14 protein-coding genes are annotated in these 17,646 nt (G+C 71.5%); 6 read left to right on the plus strand and 8 right to left on the minus strand.

Annotated features, from left to right (window positions below):
• Positions 1-10: 10 nt before the first annotated feature.
• Positions 11-1,117 carry a glycerate kinase family protein gene (locus Q0Z83_RS36235; RefSeq protein WP_317787755.1) on the minus strand — a complete coding sequence of 369 codons (1,107 nt, stop codon included), beginning with the start codon at positions 1,115-1,117 and terminating at the stop codon, positions 11-13.
• Positions 1,118-1,177: 60 nt separating this feature from the next.
• On the opposite strand from Q0Z83_RS36235, the gene nadA reads away from it, so the two are divergent.
• The 3 genes from nadA to Q0Z83_RS36250 all read left to right on the plus strand — a co-directional run bounded on the left by nadA (position 1,178) and on the right by Q0Z83_RS36250 (position 4,609).
• Positions 1,178-2,356, plus strand: a complete 1,179-nt coding sequence (gene nadA / locus Q0Z83_RS36240; protein WP_317787757.1) for a quinolinate synthase NadA — start codon at positions 1,178-1,180, stop codon at positions 2,354-2,356.
• 206 nt (positions 2,357-2,562) lie between these two features.
• Complete coding sequence (murA, locus tag Q0Z83_RS36245; protein ID WP_317787759.1) at positions 2,563-3,918, plus strand: UDP-N-acetylglucosamine 1-carboxyvinyltransferase; 1,356 nt, start codon at positions 2,563-2,565, stop codon at positions 3,916-3,918.
• Positions 3,919-3,985: 67 nt separating this feature from the next.
• On the plus strand, positions 3,986-4,609 hold the full coding sequence (locus Q0Z83_RS36250; protein WP_317787760.1) for a DUF3043 domain-containing protein: 624 nt from the start codon (positions 3,986-3,988) through the stop codon (positions 4,607-4,609).
• Between the two features lie 74 nt (positions 4,610-4,683).
• On the opposite strand, the gene Q0Z83_RS36255 is transcribed toward Q0Z83_RS36250, so the two are convergent.
• Both Q0Z83_RS36255 and Q0Z83_RS36260 read right to left on the minus strand, forming a co-directional pair.
• Positions 4,684-4,992, minus strand: a complete 309-nt coding sequence (locus tag Q0Z83_RS36255) for an AzlD domain-containing protein (protein ID WP_317787761.1) — start codon at positions 4,990-4,992, stop codon at positions 4,684-4,686.
• Positions 4,986-5,774, minus strand: coding sequence for an AzlC family ABC transporter permease (locus Q0Z83_RS36260; protein ID WP_317787763.1), 789 nt, complete (start codon positions 5,772-5,774; stop codon positions 4,986-4,988). The genes Q0Z83_RS36255 and Q0Z83_RS36260 overlap by 7 nt, the downstream gene beginning before the upstream one ends.
• Positions 5,775-5,841: 67 nt before the next feature.
• Here Q0Z83_RS36260 and Q0Z83_RS36265 point away from each other — a divergent pair, with 67 nt between their 5' ends.
• Positions 5,842-6,399, plus strand: coding sequence for a helix-turn-helix domain-containing protein (locus Q0Z83_RS36265; RefSeq protein ID WP_317787764.1), 558 nt, complete (start codon positions 5,842-5,844; stop codon positions 6,397-6,399).
• Here Q0Z83_RS36265 and Q0Z83_RS36270 read toward each other — a convergent pair.
• The 3 genes from Q0Z83_RS36270 to Q0Z83_RS36280 are packed head-to-tail and all read right to left on the minus strand — an operon-like array spanning position 6,383 to position 8,992.
• The gene (locus tag Q0Z83_RS36270; RefSeq protein WP_317787765.1) at positions 6,383-7,342 is read right to left on the minus strand and encodes an ABC transporter ATP-binding protein; all 960 of its coding nucleotides are present in this window, start codon (positions 7,340-7,342) and stop codon (positions 6,383-6,385) included. The genes Q0Z83_RS36265 and Q0Z83_RS36270 overlap by 17 nt on opposite strands.
• Positions 7,339-8,139 carry an ABC transporter permease gene (locus Q0Z83_RS36275; RefSeq protein ID WP_317787766.1) on the minus strand — a complete coding sequence of 267 codons (801 nt, stop codon included), beginning with the start codon at positions 8,137-8,139 and terminating at the stop codon, positions 7,339-7,341. Before Q0Z83_RS36275 ends, Q0Z83_RS36270 begins: the two co-directional genes overlap by 4 nt.
• Positions 8,132-8,992 carry an ABC transporter permease gene (locus Q0Z83_RS36280; RefSeq protein ID WP_317787767.1) on the minus strand — a complete coding sequence of 287 codons (861 nt, stop codon included), beginning with the start codon at positions 8,990-8,992 and terminating at the stop codon, positions 8,132-8,134. Before Q0Z83_RS36280 ends, Q0Z83_RS36275 begins: the two co-directional genes overlap by 8 nt.
• 2,353 nt (positions 8,993-11,345) lie before the next feature.
• Between Q0Z83_RS36280 and Q0Z83_RS36285 the strand changes: the two genes are divergently transcribed.
• Positions 11,346-15,542 (plus strand): WG repeat-containing protein, encoded by a 4,197-nt coding sequence (locus tag Q0Z83_RS36285; RefSeq protein ID WP_317787768.1) that lies wholly within the window; start codon positions 11,346-11,348, stop codon positions 15,540-15,542.
• A 16-nt stretch (positions 15,543-15,558) separates the two neighbouring features.
• Positions 15,559-16,557 (plus strand): aldo/keto reductase family protein, encoded by a 999-nt coding sequence (locus Q0Z83_RS36290; protein ID WP_317787769.1) that lies wholly within the window; start codon positions 15,559-15,561, stop codon positions 16,555-16,557.
• Between the two features lie 3 nt (positions 16,558-16,560).
• Here the strand turns inward: Q0Z83_RS36290 and Q0Z83_RS36295 are convergent, their stop codons facing one another.
• Both Q0Z83_RS36295 and Q0Z83_RS36300 read right to left on the minus strand, forming a co-directional pair.
• The gene (locus tag Q0Z83_RS36295; RefSeq protein WP_317787770.1) at positions 16,561-17,379 is read right to left on the minus strand and encodes a site-2 protease family protein; all 819 of its coding nucleotides are present in this window, start codon (positions 17,377-17,379) and stop codon (positions 16,561-16,563) included.
• Between the two features lie 10 nt (positions 17,380-17,389).
• On the minus strand, positions 17,390-17,587 hold the full coding sequence (locus Q0Z83_RS36300) for a hypothetical protein (RefSeq protein ID WP_317787771.1): 198 nt from the start codon (positions 17,585-17,587) through the stop codon (positions 17,390-17,392).
• Between the last annotated feature and the right edge of the window lie 59 nt (positions 17,588-17,646).

The following is a 17,646-nucleotide window of genomic DNA, read 5'->3' on the forward strand; positions in this document are numbered from 1 at the left end:
GCAACACAGATCACCGGCTCCACTGCCCGGCCAGACGCGTCGCGAGTTCGCGCAGCCCACGGGCCGGTTCGGCGAGGGCGGTCTCGACGTTCCCGAAATGCTCGACCAGGGTGTGCGTCTCGGTCACCCCGGCCGCCGCCGCCTCGCGCTGACCTGTCTCGTTGCGGCCGGCCACCACCACGCACGGCAGGCCGCGGTCCCGGGCACCGGCCGCGATACCGGCCACCACCTTGCCGCGCAGCGACTGGTGATCGAACGAGCCCTCGCCGGTGATCACCAGGTCGGCCGCGTCCAACTCGGCGTCCAGGCCGATCAGATTCGTGACCAGGTTGATACCCGAGGTCACCCGGCCACCGAGCGCGATCAGGGCCGCACCGATCCCGCCGGCCGCGCCGCCGCCCGGCTGCAGCGCCAGATCCTTGAGGTCGAAGGCGCGCTCCAGCACACCGGCGAAGTGCTCCAGCGCCGCGTCCAGCAGCAGCACGTCCTCCCGGGAGGCGCCCTTCTGCGGGCCGAACACGTTGCTGGCGCCGTGCAGGCCGGTCAGCGGGTTGTCGACGTCTGTCGCGGCGACCAGGCGGACCTGCCGCAACTGCGGGACACCGCCGAGCGAGGCCGCGTTGATCAGGACCGCGCCGCCGTACGGCAGGGCGTACCCGGTCTCGTCGAGCGGGGCGGCGCCCAGGGCGGCCAGCATGCCGGCGCCGGCGTCGTTGACCGCGGAGCCGCCGAGGCCGACCACGATCTCGGCGGCGCCGGACTCCACCGCGGCGGCGAGCAGCAGGCCCAGGCCGTACGAGGTGGCCCGTCTCGGGTCCCGCTCCTCGGCCGTCAGCAGGTGCAGGCCGCACGCCTGGGCGCTCTCGACGTAGGCGACGCCGTTCGCCAGCAGGATCTCGCCGCGGGCCGGACGACCCAGCGGATCGACCGTGTCGACTCCGACGAGCCGGCCGTCCAGGGCGGTGGCCAACACCTCCACGAAGCCGGGGCCGCCGTCGGCGAGCGGGCGCTGGACGAGGACGTCGCCCGGGGCGGACCAGCCGTCGGCGACGGCCTGGGCGACTTCGGGGGCGGAGAGGGTGCCGGCGAACTTGTCCGGACAGATCAGTACGCGCACACCGCGAGTGTGGCAGCACACTCTCCGGGGCGCAGCTACCGTCCCATCCGCTGTGCAACGATGACTGGCGTGACGTCGACCTGGACCGAACCCTCGGACTCCCCGCTGACCCTGCTCCTCCTGGGCAAGGGCACCGACCCGGCCAGTGAGCGCGGGGTGGACTGCCCCGGCGATCTGCCCGCACCCAGCGACCCCGACCTGGTGGCCCGAGCCACCGCGGCGAAGGCGGCGCTCGGCGACCGGGTGTTCGTGCTCGGCCACCACTACCAGCGTGACGAGGTCATCCAGTTCGCCGACGTCACCGGCGACTCGTTCAAGCTCGCCCAGCAGGCCGCCGCCCGGCCGGACGCGGAGTTCATCGTCTTCTGCGGTGTGCACTTCATGGCCGAGAGCGCGGACATTCTGACCGGCGCGGACCAGCGCGTGATCCTGCCGGACCTCGCGGCCGGCTGCTCGATGGCCGACATGGCCGTGCTCGGGCAGGTCGAGACCGCCTGGGAGCACTTCCAGGACCTCGGCATCACCGACCAGATCGTCCCCGTGACGTACATGAACTCGTCGGCCGACATCAAGGGCTTCGTCGGCCGTAACAAGGGCGTGGTCTGCACGTCGTCCAACGCCAAGCGCGCCCTGGACTGGTCGTTCGAGCAGGGTTCGAAGGTGTTCTTCCTGCCCGACCAGCACCTGGGCCGCAACACCGCCGTGCTCGAGATGGGTTTCGAGCTGGACGACTGCGTCCTCTACGACCCGCACAAGCCCAAGGGCGGCCTCACCGACGAGCAGCTGGTCGACGCCCGCATGATCCTCTGGCGCGGGCACTGCTCGGTGCACGGCCGGTTCACCATCGACAGCGTCCGCGAGGTCCGCGAGCGGGTTCCCGGCGTCAACGTGCTGGTCCACCCCGAGTGCCGGCACGACGTGGTCAAGGCGGCCGACTACGTCGGCTCGACCGAGTACATCATCAAGGCCCTCGACGCGGCGCCGTCCGGTTCGGCGTGGGCGGTGGGCACCGAGCTCAATCTGGTACGGCGACTCGCGCTCGCCCACCCGGACAAGCAGATCATGTTCCTCGACCGGACGGTCTGCTACTGCTCCACCATGAATCGCATCGACCTCCCCCATCTGGTCTGGACGTTGGAGGAGCTGGTGGCCGGCCGCGTGCCGAACGTCATCACGGTGGATGAGAAGACCGCGCACGAGGCCCGGGTCGCTCTCGACCAGATGCTGGCCCTCCCGTAACCCTGGGTAGTCAAGCGAATCCACCCGCATGGCTGATTTTTTAAGCGCGCCTTAGTCAACAGCATTTAAACGGCGTTTCAACGCTCGCGACGGATGCCGTGGTTGTCACTCAGCGCTATGCTTCCCCGGTTGCAGAATCGGGTACCCCCGCCCGCGCTCTGCTTTTCGACTCCGGGCGTTCGCGCGCCCACCGGCTGGAGGTTACGTTGACCGACGATGTCCTCATCGTGCACGGCGGTACGCCGCTGCAGGGACAGATCCGGGTCCGTGGCGCCAAGAATCTCGTATCCAAGGCCATGGTCGCCGCCCTGCTCGGCGAGTCGCCGAGCCGCCTCTTCGACGTCCCGCGGATCCGGGACGTGGAGGTGGTCAGCGGTCTCCTCGAGCTGCACGGTGTGAAGGTCACCGCCGGCGTCGAGGACGGCGAACTGGTGATGGACCCCACCAACGTGGAGTCCGCAAGCACCGACGAGATCAACGTGCACGCGGGTTCGAGCCGTATCCCGATCCTGTTCTGCGGGCCGCTGCTGCACCGGCTCGGCCACGCGTTCATCCCGGACCTGGGTGGCTGCCACATCGGCCCCCGCCCGATCGACTTCCACATCAGGGCGCTGCGCGAGTTCGGCGCCGTCGTCGACAAGACCCCTGAGGGCATGCACCTGAGCGCCCCCAACGGTCTGCACGGCGCCAAACTGGAACTGCCCTACCCGAGCGTCGGCGCGACCGAGCAGGTGCTGCTCACCGCGGTCCGCGCGGAGGGCGTCACCGAGCTGCGCAACGCCGCGATCGAGCCGGAGATCATGGACCTCATCTGCATTCTGCAGAAGATGGGCGCCATCATCACGGTGCACACCGATCGGGTCATCGAGATCCAGGGCGTCCCCCGGCTGTACGGCTACGAGCACAAGCCGATCCCGGACCGGATCGAGGCCGCCAGCTGGGCCGCCGCCGCGCTCGCCACCCGTGGCGAGATCGAGGTGGTCGGCGCCCGCCAGGCCGACATGATGACGTTCCTGAACGTCTTCCGGTCCATCGGCGGCGAGCTGAAGATCACCGACGACCGGGTGGCCCGCGAGGGTGTCTCCGGGGCCGAGGGCGGCATCAAGTTCTGGCACCCCGGCGGCGAGCTCAAGGCCGTCGCGCTGGAGACCGACGTGCACCCCGGTTTCATGACCGACTGGCAGCAGCCCCTGGTGGTGGCACTGACCCAGGCCCGCGGCATCTCGATCATGCACGAGACGGTGTACGAGCAGCGGCTCGGCTACACCGAGGCGCTGAACCAGATGGGCGCGACCATCCAGGTCTACCGGGACTGCCTCGGTGGCACCCCGTGCCGGTTCGGCCGCCGCAACTTCATGCACTCCGCGGTCATCGCCGGCCCGTCCAAGCTGCACGCGGCCGACCTGCGCATCCCCGACCTGCGGGCCGGGTTCGCGCACCTGATCGCGGCGCTGGCCGCCGAGGGCACCTCGCGGGTCTACGGCGTCGACCTGATCAAGCGGGGGTATGAGGACTTCGAAGCCAAGCTGGCAGCCCTCGGTGCCCATGTAGAGCGGCCCTGATCAGCTATTTCGCTACGATCGACGGCGCGGTGTGTAACACACCGCGCCGTTTGGCTACGCTGCTGGGGTGTCTCCGCTGTTTCGCCGCAAGTCCGCCGACCTCGTCGCCGACGCCACCGCCTCGGTGACCGAGGACGAGTCCGCCTCGGTCCATCGCAAGGGCTACACCCCCAGCAAGAAAGAGCTGGGCGTGGTCACCCCGAAACGGACCGTCCAGGGCCGCCGTGTGCAGGACCCGGCACCCGCCAACCGCAAAGAGGCCTACAAGCAGCTCCGTGAGCGGCAGCGGGCCGAGCGGCTCGAGGCGTCCGAGGGCATGCGCAACGGCGACGAGCGCTACCTGCTCGCCCGTGACCGCGGCCCGGAGCGCTCGCTGGTCCGCGACATCGTCGACTCCCGCCGCACCGCCGGGTCGTATTTCATCGCCGGTGCCGTGATCGTGCTGATCGGCTCGTCGGTCGCGATCCCGATCGTGCAGACCGCCAGCACCGTGCTGTGGGCCGGCCTGGCGTTCGCCGTGCTCGTCGACAGCATCTTCATCAGCCGGCGGATCAAGAAGCTGGTGCGCGCCCGCTTCCCGGAGACCACGCAGCGGCTCGGCTCGCTGTACTTCTACGGCATCATGCGCGGGCTGACGTTCCGCCGCATGCGGGTGCCGAAGCCGAAGGTCGAGCTGGGCGCCACAATCTGACCGTTCCCATCGAAACGCGGAGGCCACCGGCCTCCGCGTTTCGCATACCCCGACAGCCCTGCGGACCAGCCGGTTCATTCGATGCCGGCTAGACGTAGCAGGGCTGTCACCGCGGCTGCGGCGATCACCACCAGTACGAACGGGGCCTTGCGCCAGGCCAGTAAGGCACCGGCCAGGACTCCGGCGGGGCGGGCGAAGCCGGCGAACTCGCTTCCGGCCATCAGGGTGGCGGTCGCGGCCAGGGCGGCCAGCAAGGCGGCGGCCGACATCGGGAGCATTCGTTGCAGGGAGGCGGAGAGCTCCAGGCGTTCGCGGAGCAGGACCCCGCTCAGGCGGAACGCGTAGGTGCCGACGGCCAGCACCAGGATCGCGGCGATCAGCATCGGTCCCCCTCGGAGACGTCATCGGGAGTCGGCACGGAGGGCGGGCGCACCGGAGCGATCCGCGCGGACTCGGCGGGCCCGGCCGTCAGAGGCGGGGCGTCCGGGGACGATCGGCGGTTCCGGGTTGTCGGGCGGACGAGAACCAGCAGGCCCAGCAGGGCGCACATCACCGGAAGGCCGGCCGGGAGGACCGGAGTCAGCAGCACCGCCAGGGCGGCGCCGGTCAGGGCCACCAGACGGGTCTCCCGATCGCGGAGCGACGGCAGGATCAGCGCGATCAGGCCCGCCGGGAAAGCCGCGTCGAGGCCCAGGGCGTCCGGATCTCCGGTGGCTCCGCCGAGCAGGACGCCCAGGACGACTCCGATGTTCCAGGCGACGAACAGGCTGCCGCCGACCAGCCAGTAGACGCGGCGGCGGGCGGTGGGCGAGGACTCGGCCAGGGCGAAGGCGACCGCCTCGTCGGTCATCAGGTGGCTGCCGACCAGACGATCCCGCCAGCGGGTGCCGATGGTGTCCGCGACGGCCAGCCCGAACGGCAGGTGGCGGGCGTTGAGCAGCAGGCCGGCCAGCACGGCGGCGATCGGGTTGCCGGCGGCGAGCAGGCCCACGGCCAGGAACTGGGCGCCACCGGCGAAGATCAGCACCGACATGACGACCGGAACCCAGGCGGGTAGCCCGTACGCGATGGCGATGGCCCCGAAGGAGGCGCCGACCGCCAGGGAGGCGGCGGCCAGCGCGCCGATGTCGCGAAGCTGGGCCCGCGTTCGATATAACGTCCCCATAGTTCGACATGCTGAACGATCCGCACTGCGTTCGTCAAACCGAACACTTGGACCGATGGAGCGAACAATGCAACAACCGGCACCACCGCTCGCAGTCATCGCCGCCGCCCTGCGACGGGAACGGGACCGGGCCGGGATCTCCCTCGCCGAACTGGCCCGCCGCGCCGGGCTGGCCAAGTCGACGCTGTCCCAGCTGGAATCGGGCGCCGGCAACCCCAGCATCGAGACGCTGTGGGCGCTCGGCGTCGCGCTCGGCGTCCCGTTCAGTCGGCTGGTCGAGCCGCCGCCGTCACCGGTGCGCGTGGTCCGGGCCGGCAGCAGTCCGCGGGTGCGGGCCGAGGGGGCCGACTTCTACGGCACCCTGCTGACCGCCGGGGTGCCCGGGACCCGGCGGGACGTCTACGTGCTGGAGCTGGAGCCGGGCGCGCGGCGCGACGCCGACCCGCACATCCCGGGCAGCGTCGAGCACCTGATCGTGTCGGCCGGCCGGATCCGCACCGGGCCGGTCGACGAACTGGTCGAACTCGGACCCGGTGACTATGTGACGTTCCCGGGCGACGTGCCGCACAGCTACGAGGCGCTGGAGCCGGGCTCCTGGGCGACCCTGGTCATGGAGCATCGGTAGCCGAGTAGAGGCGGGCCACCACGTCCTCGATGTCCGGTTCGAGTAGCGAGAGGTCGCGGACCGGGACCGCGGCGACCAGAGCACCCACCGCGGCGGCCGCCGTCGTCGACTCCAGCGCGAACGTCGCGCGATGACCATTAGCGGTCACGCTGGTGAGCACCGCGCCGGGCAGTTCGAATCCGGGCGGCAGCGACTGCTCCAGATCGGCGACCAGGGTGCGGCGGGAACCGTACCGGGTGTGCAGGGCCTCGATGCTGCCGTCGTGCACCACCCGGCCGTGGTCGATCACCACGAGACGTTCGCAGAGACGTTCGATGTCGGCCAGGTCGTGGGTGGTCAGCACCAGGGTCACGTCGCCGGTCGCGCCGAGCTCGGCCAGGAACGAACGGACCGCCTGTTTGCTGACCACGTCCAGGCCGATCGTCGGCTCGTCCAGGAACAGCACCTCCGGGCCGTGCAGCAGGGCCGCGGTCAGCTCGCCGCGCATCCGCTGGCCCAGCGACAACTGCCGGACCGGGGTGTCCAGGAACTCGTCCAGATCGAGCAGATCCCGGCACCGTCTCAATCTGGCGGCGTGCTCGGCGGCCGGCACCCGGTAGATGTACCGGAGCAGCTCGAACGACTCCCGCAACGGCAGGTCCCACCACAGTTGCGAGCGCTGGCCGAAGACCACGCCGATCCGCAGGGCCAGTCTCGTGCGCTGCGGCACCGGGGCCAGGCCGCACACCGACACCTCCCCCGAGGTGGGGGTCAGCACACCGGTGAGCATCTTCAGGGTGGTCGACTTCCCGGCACCGTTCGGGCCGATGTAGCCGACCATCTCACCGCGATCGATCGTCAGACTGACCCCGTCCACGGCGGCCACGGTCCGCTTCTTGCGTCGAAATCGGCCGGCTTTCACCCGTACCGTGAAGTCTTTTTGCAGGTCTTGCATTTTGATCATGAGCCGGTGCTCCGGTAGTGACGGATGCCGGTGCGCCAGACGACCGCGGCGATCGCCGCCGCACCGACCGCGACCAGCGGAGACAGGAAGCCGGCCCAGGCCGGCAGGCCGAGCGGATCGGCCCGGCCGAGCAGCGCGAGCGCCGGCTGATAGGCGACGAAACCGAAACCGAGGGCGTAGGCGAACAGGTTGCGGAACCAGCCGCCATAAACCGAGACGGGGTACGAGGTGAAGTCGCGCCCGCCGTAGGTGAACGCGGATCCGATCTCCCCGGAGTCGACCCACCAGAACGCCAGGCTGGCGCTGAGCACGAAGATCGACCCGAAGAAGACCGCCGCCGCGATCGGGGTGAGCACGATGAGCAGCACCCGGCCCGGTGTCCAGTCGATGTGATTTGCGGCGACCGCCACACCCAGCACCGTGACTCCGAACACCACCCGCAACGCCTTGCGCACCGGCAGATCCATCAGCAGCAACTGCGGCAGCGCGGGCAGCGGCCGGACCAGCACCGCGTCGAGTGTTCCGGCCCGCACGTAGGTCTTCAGCCGATCGACGTTGCCGACCGTGAGATCGGCCAGCGCGAACCCGGCCGAGCTCAGCCCCACGATCAGCACCGCCTCACGCAGGCTGAACCCGCCGACCGCCGGGGTCGCCCGGAACAGCACCAGCACGGTGAGCACGTCGAACACCGTCGCGCCCACGTTGCCGAACAACTCCACCAGGAACGACGCCCGGTACGACGTCGCCGACCGCAACTGCGCCGACCCGAGCGCGACATACGCCCGCAACTCACCCACCCTGCACCACCAGGCGCTTCTCGGCCCGCCGCTGGACCAGGGCGGCCAGCGCCAGGATCGCGACCGCCCACAGCAGTTGGAGACCCACCAGGCCGGCCTGCAGCGCCGGGCCGTCCCGCTCGGCGATCACGTCGAGTGGCGTCTGCAACAGGCTCGGCAGCGGGGTCAGCACCCACAACGCCACCACGAACTCCTCCGGCAGCAGGCGCAGCGGGAAATACAGGCCGCCCAGCACACCCGAACCGAGCGTCCACAGCATGATCGGGCCACGCGCGTCGTGCAGCCAGTACGCGGTCGCGTTGACGACATAACGGCAGCCGAAGCAGATCACCACGGCCAGAATCACCGAGACCGCGAACAGCGGAACCGTCTGCCACCGGGCCGGAGTGTGCAGCGGGAAGAACAGGGCACCGGCCAGCAGCGGCGGACCGAACCTGGTCAGCATGCCGTACAGCGCCCGGCCCAGGTCAGCGGCGAGATAGCCGGTCACCGGGGCGATCGGACGTAACAGGTCGGCCGCGATGTCGCCGGACCGGATCCGGTCCGCCAGCTCGGTCCAACCCCAGATGCCGATGACACTCAGTAGACCCTGACCGACCCAGACGTAGAGCGCGAGTTGCTCGGCGTCGTACCCCGCGGGCCGCCGCCCGACCGCCTCCGCGGCCACCGCGAGCAGCACATAACAGCGGAGGAAGCCGAACACGATGTTCGTGAACGTTCCGGCTATGGTGGCTTGCCGGTAGGTGGCGTACCGCCGGAAACCTGACCCGATCAGCGCGCCGAAAGTAGCGACGAAGGCGCGGAACGGACCGATTCGAGAGATCGTCGGCACGCTGGCGTCTCTCTGGTACACGCAGTTAATCTCCTTTCCAGACCCCCGCGACGGAGCCGGGCGACTCTACGCGGGTCCCCGGCCGGACGCGGCACATTTTCTGACAGGTGGAGTTCGCCGTGACGGAGCGTTGCCATTCGACGGGTCACCCGTGGGGCGCCCGATGAACGGATGGGGCTCCCGGCCGGGCGACAACTGGGACGACGAACCCGCCTGGGTCTACGAGATCACCTGGGAATGGGAACCGCTGCCCGGTCAGCGCTATCCCGGCGACCCCGGCCGCCGCAAGGCCGTGCACACGCCGGTCTACGAGGCGTCGCGCGGCGGCTCCGCCCCGGCCAGCACCGCGCCGGCCAGCACCGCGCCGATCAGCCCGGCCGGTCGCGCGTCGGTGCCGGGTTCGTCGTGGTCCGGATCGCCCGATCAAAATCAGTCACGGTACGAGGAAACGCGCGCTGACTCGCGCGGGCCCGCCGGCGCGCCGCAACCGCCTCGGGATGAGCCCTCCTGGAATCGGCCCGCCCACTCCATGCCCGAGCAGCGGCGCGGGGGTGTGCCCGTCTACGGCGCTTCGGCACCGGTCTCGCCTGGTGGGCGCGCTCCTCAGGGGCCGCCCGACGGAGGCGGATGGGGGCGGGGACCGGGCTCCGGCAATCCGCCGGTCTCGCCTGGACCGGATGGGCGTGGGCAGTTCCCCGGCTCTTCGTCCGGCGCCTCCTCCGCCGGGCAGTTCGGTGGTCCCGGCGGTCCGGGGCGGCCGGCCGGTCCCGCGCCGCGCGGTGGGCCTGGTGCTTCCGGGCCTCAGTCTCCCGGCGGCGGCGCGCCGCGCGGTGGGCCGGGTTCGCCCGGGCAACCCGGTCCCGGGTTCGCGGGTCAGCGTGGTCCTGGGCCTTCCGGGCAGCCGTCGTATGGCGGGCCGGGCGGGCCCGGACAGCCTTCGCATGGCGGGCCCGGACAGCCTTCGCATGGCGGGTCGGGTGCTCCCGGCCCGGCTGGGCGGCAGGGGCCGGGGCGGCACGAGGGTGCGCCCGGTCGTCATGAAGGACATCCCGGACGGCACGAGCCGGGCCGCTTCGGTGGTCCGGTCGCGCCCGCGGCGTCGGCCGGGTTCGCTCCCGGCCGGGGACGGCCCGATCAGGAGCCCGGTTTCCAGGGTCGCCGACCGGGTCCGGAGCAGCAGATTCCCCGGCAGAGTGGGGACGCGCGCCCGGTTTCCGGCCCGACGTCGCCCGCCGGACCCACCTACGGTGCCGCTCGTCCGGCGCCCGCCGACGCTTTCCCGGCCTACCACGACGACCGCCGCACACCACGCGAAGGACGCACCCCGGACGCGCCGTTCGACCTGCGGCCCGCGCCGCATGACCGGAACTCGCCGGCCCCCGCCCGCCCGGCACCCCAGCCGACCCGGGTCACCCCGTCGCAGCCGGTCGCTCCGGCTGCCGTCTACCCGGCGGTTCCCGGCCAGGGCCCCGGCATGTCGGTGCCCGACCAGAACCGTGGCACAGCCGGCGGGGTAGCCCCGGTCTCCGGAGTAGCGACCCCCTACGGCCCCGGCCCCGGCGGCCGTGGCCCCGACGCGGGCGGTCCCGGCGCCACCGGGCCGGTTTCCGGGGCGGGTGTCCCCGGCGGGCGCGGCCCGGTACCCGGGGCGGGTGTCCCCGGCGGGCGCGGCCCGGTACCCGGGTCGGCGGTACCCGGTCCGACGTTCCCGCACGTCCAGCCCGGGCCAGAGGCCAGGCAGGCACTGCGCGGTCCCGGCACACCGGCACCGGTCTCCGCGCCGACGGCTCCCCCGACACCCGGTGTCGCACCGGTTTCGAGTCCAGCGGCGCGCGACCCCCAGCCCGGGGTCAACCCGGTCTCCGGACCGGCCGCGACCGGCCCACGCACCGGATCCGCACAGGTCACCGCGCCCGGTGGGATCGACCCGCGCACCGGAAGCCCGTTCGGCAGCGGGCCCACCGGTCCGGCACCGCGTTTCGGCCCGGCAGGCGTCGACCCGCGCGGCTCAGCCGCGCCCGTCTCCGGACCCGTCGGCCCGGTATCCCACGCCGGGTCCGCACCTGGTTCCGGCCAGCCGGGGTTCGAACCGCGAACCGGTGCCGCGCCCGTTTCCGCGCCTGCCGGCGGTTACCCGCAGGCCGGAAGTGGCACCGCGCCCGTTTCCGCGCCTGCCGGCGGTTACCCGCAGGCCGGAAGTGGCACCGCGCCCGTTTCGGCGCCTGCCGGCGGTTACCCGCAGGCCGGAAGTGGCACCGCGCCCGTTTCCGCGCCTGCCGGCGGTTACCCGCAGGCCGGAAGTGGCACCGCGCCCGTTTCGGCGCCTGCCGGCGGCTACCCGCAGGCCGGAAGTGGCACCGCGCCGGTTGCCGGGGTGGCTGGTCCGGATGGGCGGTATCCGCACGGTCAGCAGCGGCCGGAGGCCTCGCAGGCGATCGGCGGGCCGGGTTCGGTCACGAGCGGTAGGCCGGGAGCACCGACCGGTGCCGAGCCCGTTTCCGGGCCGGTCGGGGGCGCCGGGCAGCCGGCCGGGGCCGGGGTGTCGTTCCCGCGTGGTCAGGAACCGGCCGGTGGAAGCGGCTTCGGTGAGCGCGGACATGACGAACAGGACCCGACCCGGCCGCTCGACCCGCGCCGGCTGGTGCAGGGCACGAACCCGGACGGGCGCCACGACGGCGTCTCCCAACCGGACGATCCGACGCGGCCGTTCGGGCTTCGGCGGCGGGTCGGTGGCGAAGGGCTCGGGCCGCTCGAGGACCCCACCCGCGCGATCGATCCGCGTGGGCCGGGCCCGGATGCTCCGGGCATGCCCACCGCGGGTGGGCACGGGCCGGCAGCCGGTCAGCAGCCGACGACCGGTCAGCGTTTCGACTCCGGTCACCGGACCGAACCCGGGCACGGCACGATCGGCCACCGGATGGAGCCGTGGCAGACCGCGGCGTCCACACCGGTTCAATCTGGCGAACCTGGTTCGGTCGGCGAACCCGGCATCTCCGGCGGCTGGGCTTCCAGGCCACCGACCAGCCCGGAGACGCCTGTCGAGTCGAGCCCGGCCCAGCCGATCGCGTCCGGGTTGGCGCAGCCGTTCGGCCCGGACCCGGCACAGCCGATCACGTCCGGGTTGGCGCAGCCGCTCGGCCCGGACCCGGCACAGCCGATCACGTCCGGGTTGGCGCAGCCGTTCGGCCCGGACCCGGCACAGCCCGGCGATCCGGGGCGGGCGCAGCCGCCTGTCGCGGAAACCGATGACACTCCGGTGTCCGAAGGGGCGGCGTCGGCCGGAAACCCGTCGGACGAGTCGGCCACCCACGGGCTGGGATGGCTGCTGTCGATGAGTGGGCTCGGCGCGACCACCCCGGCACCCGAGGCCGAACCGGCGGAGCCCGTCGAGCACGTCGAGCCCGAAGATCGGCCGCATACCTGGTTCGCGTTCGGTGCCAACGGGAACCCCGACACCGCCGAGCCCGAGACGGACGACAGCGCAACGGCTTCCGCACCGGACGCCGACACCTCCACGCAGCCGGAATCGGCGGTTACCCGAACTGATCCGGCATCGGCTGCGCCCACCCCGGTCCAGGCGGCTCCGCCCGCGCAGGCGATTCCTGCGCCGGCGATTCCCGCCCAGGCCGTTCCCGCTCAAGCCGTTCCCGCTCAAGCCGTTCCCGCTCAAGCCGTTCCGGCTCCGCCCGGGTTCACTCCCGCCTCGGATTCCGCTGAGACCGTCGGAGCGATTCCGGCTGATGTGGCTTCCGTCCCGGCGGATCTCGTTCCGGACGACGCTCACCAGGCCGACATCGTCTCCGAGGTGGAAGGCGTTTCGTCCTCGGCCGGGCCCGTCGGCGAGAGCGTCCTCGCCTCGCCGGGCGGTTTCGCCCCGGAGGCGGAAACGCTGTCCGATGAGCATGTCATCGTGGAGCAGACCGACCTGCCCGCTCAGCCGGCTTCCGGTGATGAGACCGCCCTCTGGGGCGGTCACGAAACCGCGCTGTCGGAGGGGACCGCTTCCGACGACTCCGCGGTGGTGTCCGAGGAAGCCGCTCCCGAGGACGACTCGGCGTTCGCGGGCGCGGTGCCGGATGGAAGCGAACCGACCGAGCAGGCGGACGCGATCGCCTTCGGTGGCGGGCTCGGCGACCCGGATCCGGAGACGGAGGAACCCACCGGGTTCGTCGTCACTGCCGATGAGGCGGCTGAGGTCGCTCGTGGAGTCGAGTCGGCCGAGGAGGAGTCCGATCTCACTCGGACGATGCAGATCGTTCGGATCAAGGCTGCCGCGGTTCCGGAATCGCCACCGACCGACGAGGACGGCGTGGCCGCCGAGCCCTCGGGTGACGAGATCACCGAGATCTCGGCCGTCGTGGAGCCGCCGTCGGACGACACTGCCCAGGTCGGCGACGTTGTGGATCCGGACACGGTTCTGATCAGCGGGGAACCGGAGACCGTCACGCTCCACACGGAACCGGTGACCGTCGCCATTCAGGCTGAGCCCGAGACCGTCGTCATCTCGGCCGAACCGGACACCGTCATGTTCTCCGCGGACGAGGAGACGACCGTCCTGGATCCCGATGGGGACACCGCTCAACTGAGCACGGAGCCCCAGACGGTCACGCTCCACCCGGAGCCGGAGACCGTCGCGATCATCGCGGAACCGGAGCCGGAGACCGTCGCGATCGTCGCGGAACCGGAGCCCGAGACCGTCGCGATTCACACGGAACCCGAGCCCGAGACCGCTGCGATCGTCGCGGAACCCGAGCCCGAGACCGTCGCGATCGTCGCGGAACCGGAACCGGAACCGGAACCGGAGCCCGTTGCGATCGAACCGGAACCGGGGACCAAGCCGGAGCCCGAGCCGGAGCCGGAGACCGTCGCCATCCGTATCGAGCCGGAAGTCGGCGAGCCGGAAACGGTCGTCATGGAACCAGAGGCGGTCGAGCCGGAAACGGTCACGATCGTAGAGGAGCCGGACACCGCCGAGTCGGACGAAAATACCGAAAGCACCCCGGAAGCCGCAGGATCGAACGATTCGGTGGACACGGCGGTGGAACCCGGCGCGGAGGTTCGGGACGAGGCTGCGGACGAGGGCGGCGTCTCTTCGGAAGACGTGGCGGGCGAGGCGTTGGCCGTACCGCTGCCGGCTGTGACGTCGGAGACAGCGACCGAGAGCGCCGCCGGGGCGTCGGCCGGGACCGCGTCGCGGAACGCGCCGCCGGAGGCAGCGGAGACCGGACGGGTCGAGCCGGTCCGGCAGCGGCAGGACCAGCGGGCGCCGGCCGATCGCAGGCGGGCCGACCCGGAGCAGATCCTGGCGGCCTATCCGTGGGCCTACGACCCGCAGACGCTGCGCGAGCAGGTGGACGAACCGGACCGGCTGTGGGATGTCGCGGACCGGCTGACCGACCGGCTGGAGTTCGCCGAGCGGGACAACGTCCGGGCCGGGCTGCTGAGCCTGCGGGCCGTGGTGCACCGGATCGTCGGTGAACTGGAGGACGCGCTCGCCGACGGGCGGGAGGGGCTGCGGCACGCCGAGGCGTCCGGGGAGTTGCGGACCAGGGCGATCGCGCAGGCGCGGCTGGCGCACGTGCTCCAGTGGCGGGGTGAGTTCGAGGAGGCGGATCGGCTGTACGCGGACGTCGACTCGGCCGAACTGCCGCCCCGGACCCGGGCGGAGATCTGTGAGCTGGCCGGGCGGTCGGCCTATGAGCAGGGCCGCTACCTGGAAGCGGTCAACCATTTCGAGCATGCCCTGGACGTACGCCGTGGCGAGGACCCGGAGCTGGTGGAGCGGGTCGAGCTGGCGCTGGACGCGATCTCCCGGCGGTCCGGTGCGGCCGGCTGGGGTCCCTATCCGCGGACCCGGGACGAGGTGCTGGGGCTGCCCGCCGCGCCGGTTCCGCTGCTCGACGACGGCGCGGGCCTGTGGGGGTACGCCGCCGCGGTCGAGCCCCGGTTCGCCGAGGCGCTGCCGTTCGCCGAGGGTGCGGCGTGGGTGCGGCGGCCGGATTCGGCGGCGTGGGAGCTGATCGATCCGGCCGGCGAGCTGATCATCGCGTCGGCGCACGGCTATGTCGGGGTGACCCGGTTCGCCGAAGGGCTGGCCTGGGTGACCCGGCAGGATCAGGGTGGCTGGTTCGCGATCGACCGGGACAACCGGCTGGTCGTGCCGGCCGGCGGGTTCGAGGACGCGAAACCGTTCCGGCGCGGGCTGGCCGTGGTGCGGCAGGGCGGCGTCTGGGGCGCCGTCGACAGGCACGGCCGGTTCGCGGTGACGCCGATGTACCAGCGGTTCGTGACGGCGCTGCACATCGGCGGGACGGTCGACGGGTTCACCGACGAGGGGCTGGCGGTCGTCGACGCCGGTGACCGGTTCGGGGTGGTGGACCGGGCCGGGCGGGTCGTCGTCGAGCCGGTGCACGCGGCCGTGGTGATCCATCCGGTGGCGTTCCTGGTGCAGAACGCGGCTGGACTGTGGGGCGCCCTGGACCGTACCGGCGCGCCGCTCGTCGACATGGGCCACCGGACCCGGGAGACGGTCGTCGAGACGCTGCCGGAGGAGTCGCGGCCGGTTCTCTAGGACCTAGGGTGGGGTGATGGAGTTTCGTCATCTCGGCCGTTCCGGCCTGCTGGTCAGCGAGATCGCCTACGGCAACTGGATCACCCACGGTTCGCAGGTGGAGGAGGAGGCCGCGCTCGCGTGTGTGCGCGCGGCCCTCGACTCCGGCATCACCACCTTCGACACCGCCGACGTGTACGCGGGAACGCGCGCCGAGGAGGTGCTGGGCCGGGCGCTGAAGGGCGAACGCCGGGCCGGCCTGGAGATCTTCACGAAGGTGTTCTGGCGGACCGGGCCGGGCGCCAACGACAGTGGCCTGTCCCGTAAGCACATCCTGGAGTCGATCGACGGGTCGCTGCGCCGGCTCGGCACCGACTACGTGGACCTCTACCAGGCGCACCGCTTCGACCATCACACACCGCTGGACGAGACCATGGAGGCGTTCGCCGACGTGGTCCGGGCGGGCAAGGCGCACTACATCGGGGTGTCCGAGTGGACCGCCGAGCAGATCCGGGCGGCTGCGCCACTGGCCCGCGAGCTGCGGGTCCGGCTGGTGTCGAACCAGCCGCAGTATTCGATGCTGTGGCGGGTGATCGAGGCCGAGGTGGTGCCGGCGTCGCAGGAGCTCGGCCTGGGTCAGATCGTCTGGTCACCGCTGGCGCAGGGGGTGCTGACCGGGAAGTACCGGGCCGGGGAGCAGCCGCCGGCCGGGTCGCGGGCCACCGACGAGAAGTCCGGCGCCGGGTTCATCGCCCGCTGGATGGAGGACGACGTGCTGAACGCGGTCGCCCGGCTGAAGCCGCTGGCCGACGAGGCCGGCCTGACCACGGCTCAGCTGGCGGTGGCGTGGGTGCTGCAGAACCCGAACGTCTCGGCGGCGATCATCGGCGCGTCCCGGCCCGAGCAGGTCCGGGACAACGTCAAAGCGTCCGGGGTACGGCTGGACGACGGCCTGCTGAAGGCGATCGACGAGATCGTGGAGCCGGTCGTGACCCGCGACCCGTCGCTCACCTCCAGCCCGGCCAAACGTCCGTGACCGTCACTCCCAGAACCGCATCAGACTGAAACCGGTTGCGTAGAGACGTGAATCGATACCGAGTAGGCCGGCCAGCCAGTCGACGAGCGTGAAGAACCACTCGCCCACCTGGGTCTGCCAGAGCAGTAGGAACAGCACCAGGAAGCCCCAGGGGGCCATCAGGTTCCACGCGCGCTGGTAGGCGGGACTGAACCACGGGGAGACGATGCTGCCCCCGTCCAGCCCCGGGACCGGCAGGAAGTTGAGCACGCTCGCGGTCACCTGCAGGAAGGCGAGCAGGGCCAGAGCCGCCCAGAAGGCACCGTGACTGCTGTCGGTGAGGGCGGCCTGGCCCAGGCTCACCACCACGTCGGGTGCGAAGCCGAGCAGGAACGGCATCGCCACGATCACCGCGAGCAGCACGTTGGTGAGCGGGCCGGCCGCGCTGATCAGCGAGTCCTTCAGCTTGCTCTGGATGTACCGGTGGTCGATCCAGACGGCGCCGCCGGGCAGGCCGATGCCGCCGAGGATCACCACGATCACCGGCAGCACGATGGACAGCAGCGGATGGGTGTACTTCAACGGGTTGAGCCGCAGGTAACCCCGCTCGGCGACGGTCAGGTCACCGGAGAAGTAGCCGGTGATGGCGTGTGCGTACTCGTGCAGGCAGAGCGAGATGATCCAGCCCGAGATCACGAACAGGAACACGTCGAAACCGACGTTGCCGAAATTCGTCCACGTCATCACACCTGTCGCGACGAAGACCGCGACGATGCCGACGAAGACCGGGCTCGGCACGAAGGCGTTGCGCGGTGTACGGGTGTAGACCGGTTCGTACGTCACGGCGGCCCGCTCACTCCGCCGGGAGCAGGCTCATCTGGTAGTCGACCCGGTCGTCCTCGACGAGGATGACCGTGCTGACCCCGGCGGCCTGCAACTGTCGCCACTCCTGCCCGATCCAGGACTCGGCATCGGCCTGGCTGCTGAACGACTCGTCCGGGCCGTCGACCGTCTTGCCGTCGACGTCCTCATACCGCCAACTCCACGGCATACAGCCGCCCCCTCACGTCAGTACCTCGGTGGGCTTCCACCCTACGGCGTCAGCGTGTG

This window comes from Actinoplanes sichuanensis, assembly GCF_033097365.1.
GTDB lineage: Bacteria > Actinomycetota > Actinomycetes > Mycobacteriales > Micromonosporaceae > Actinoplanes > Actinoplanes sichuanensis.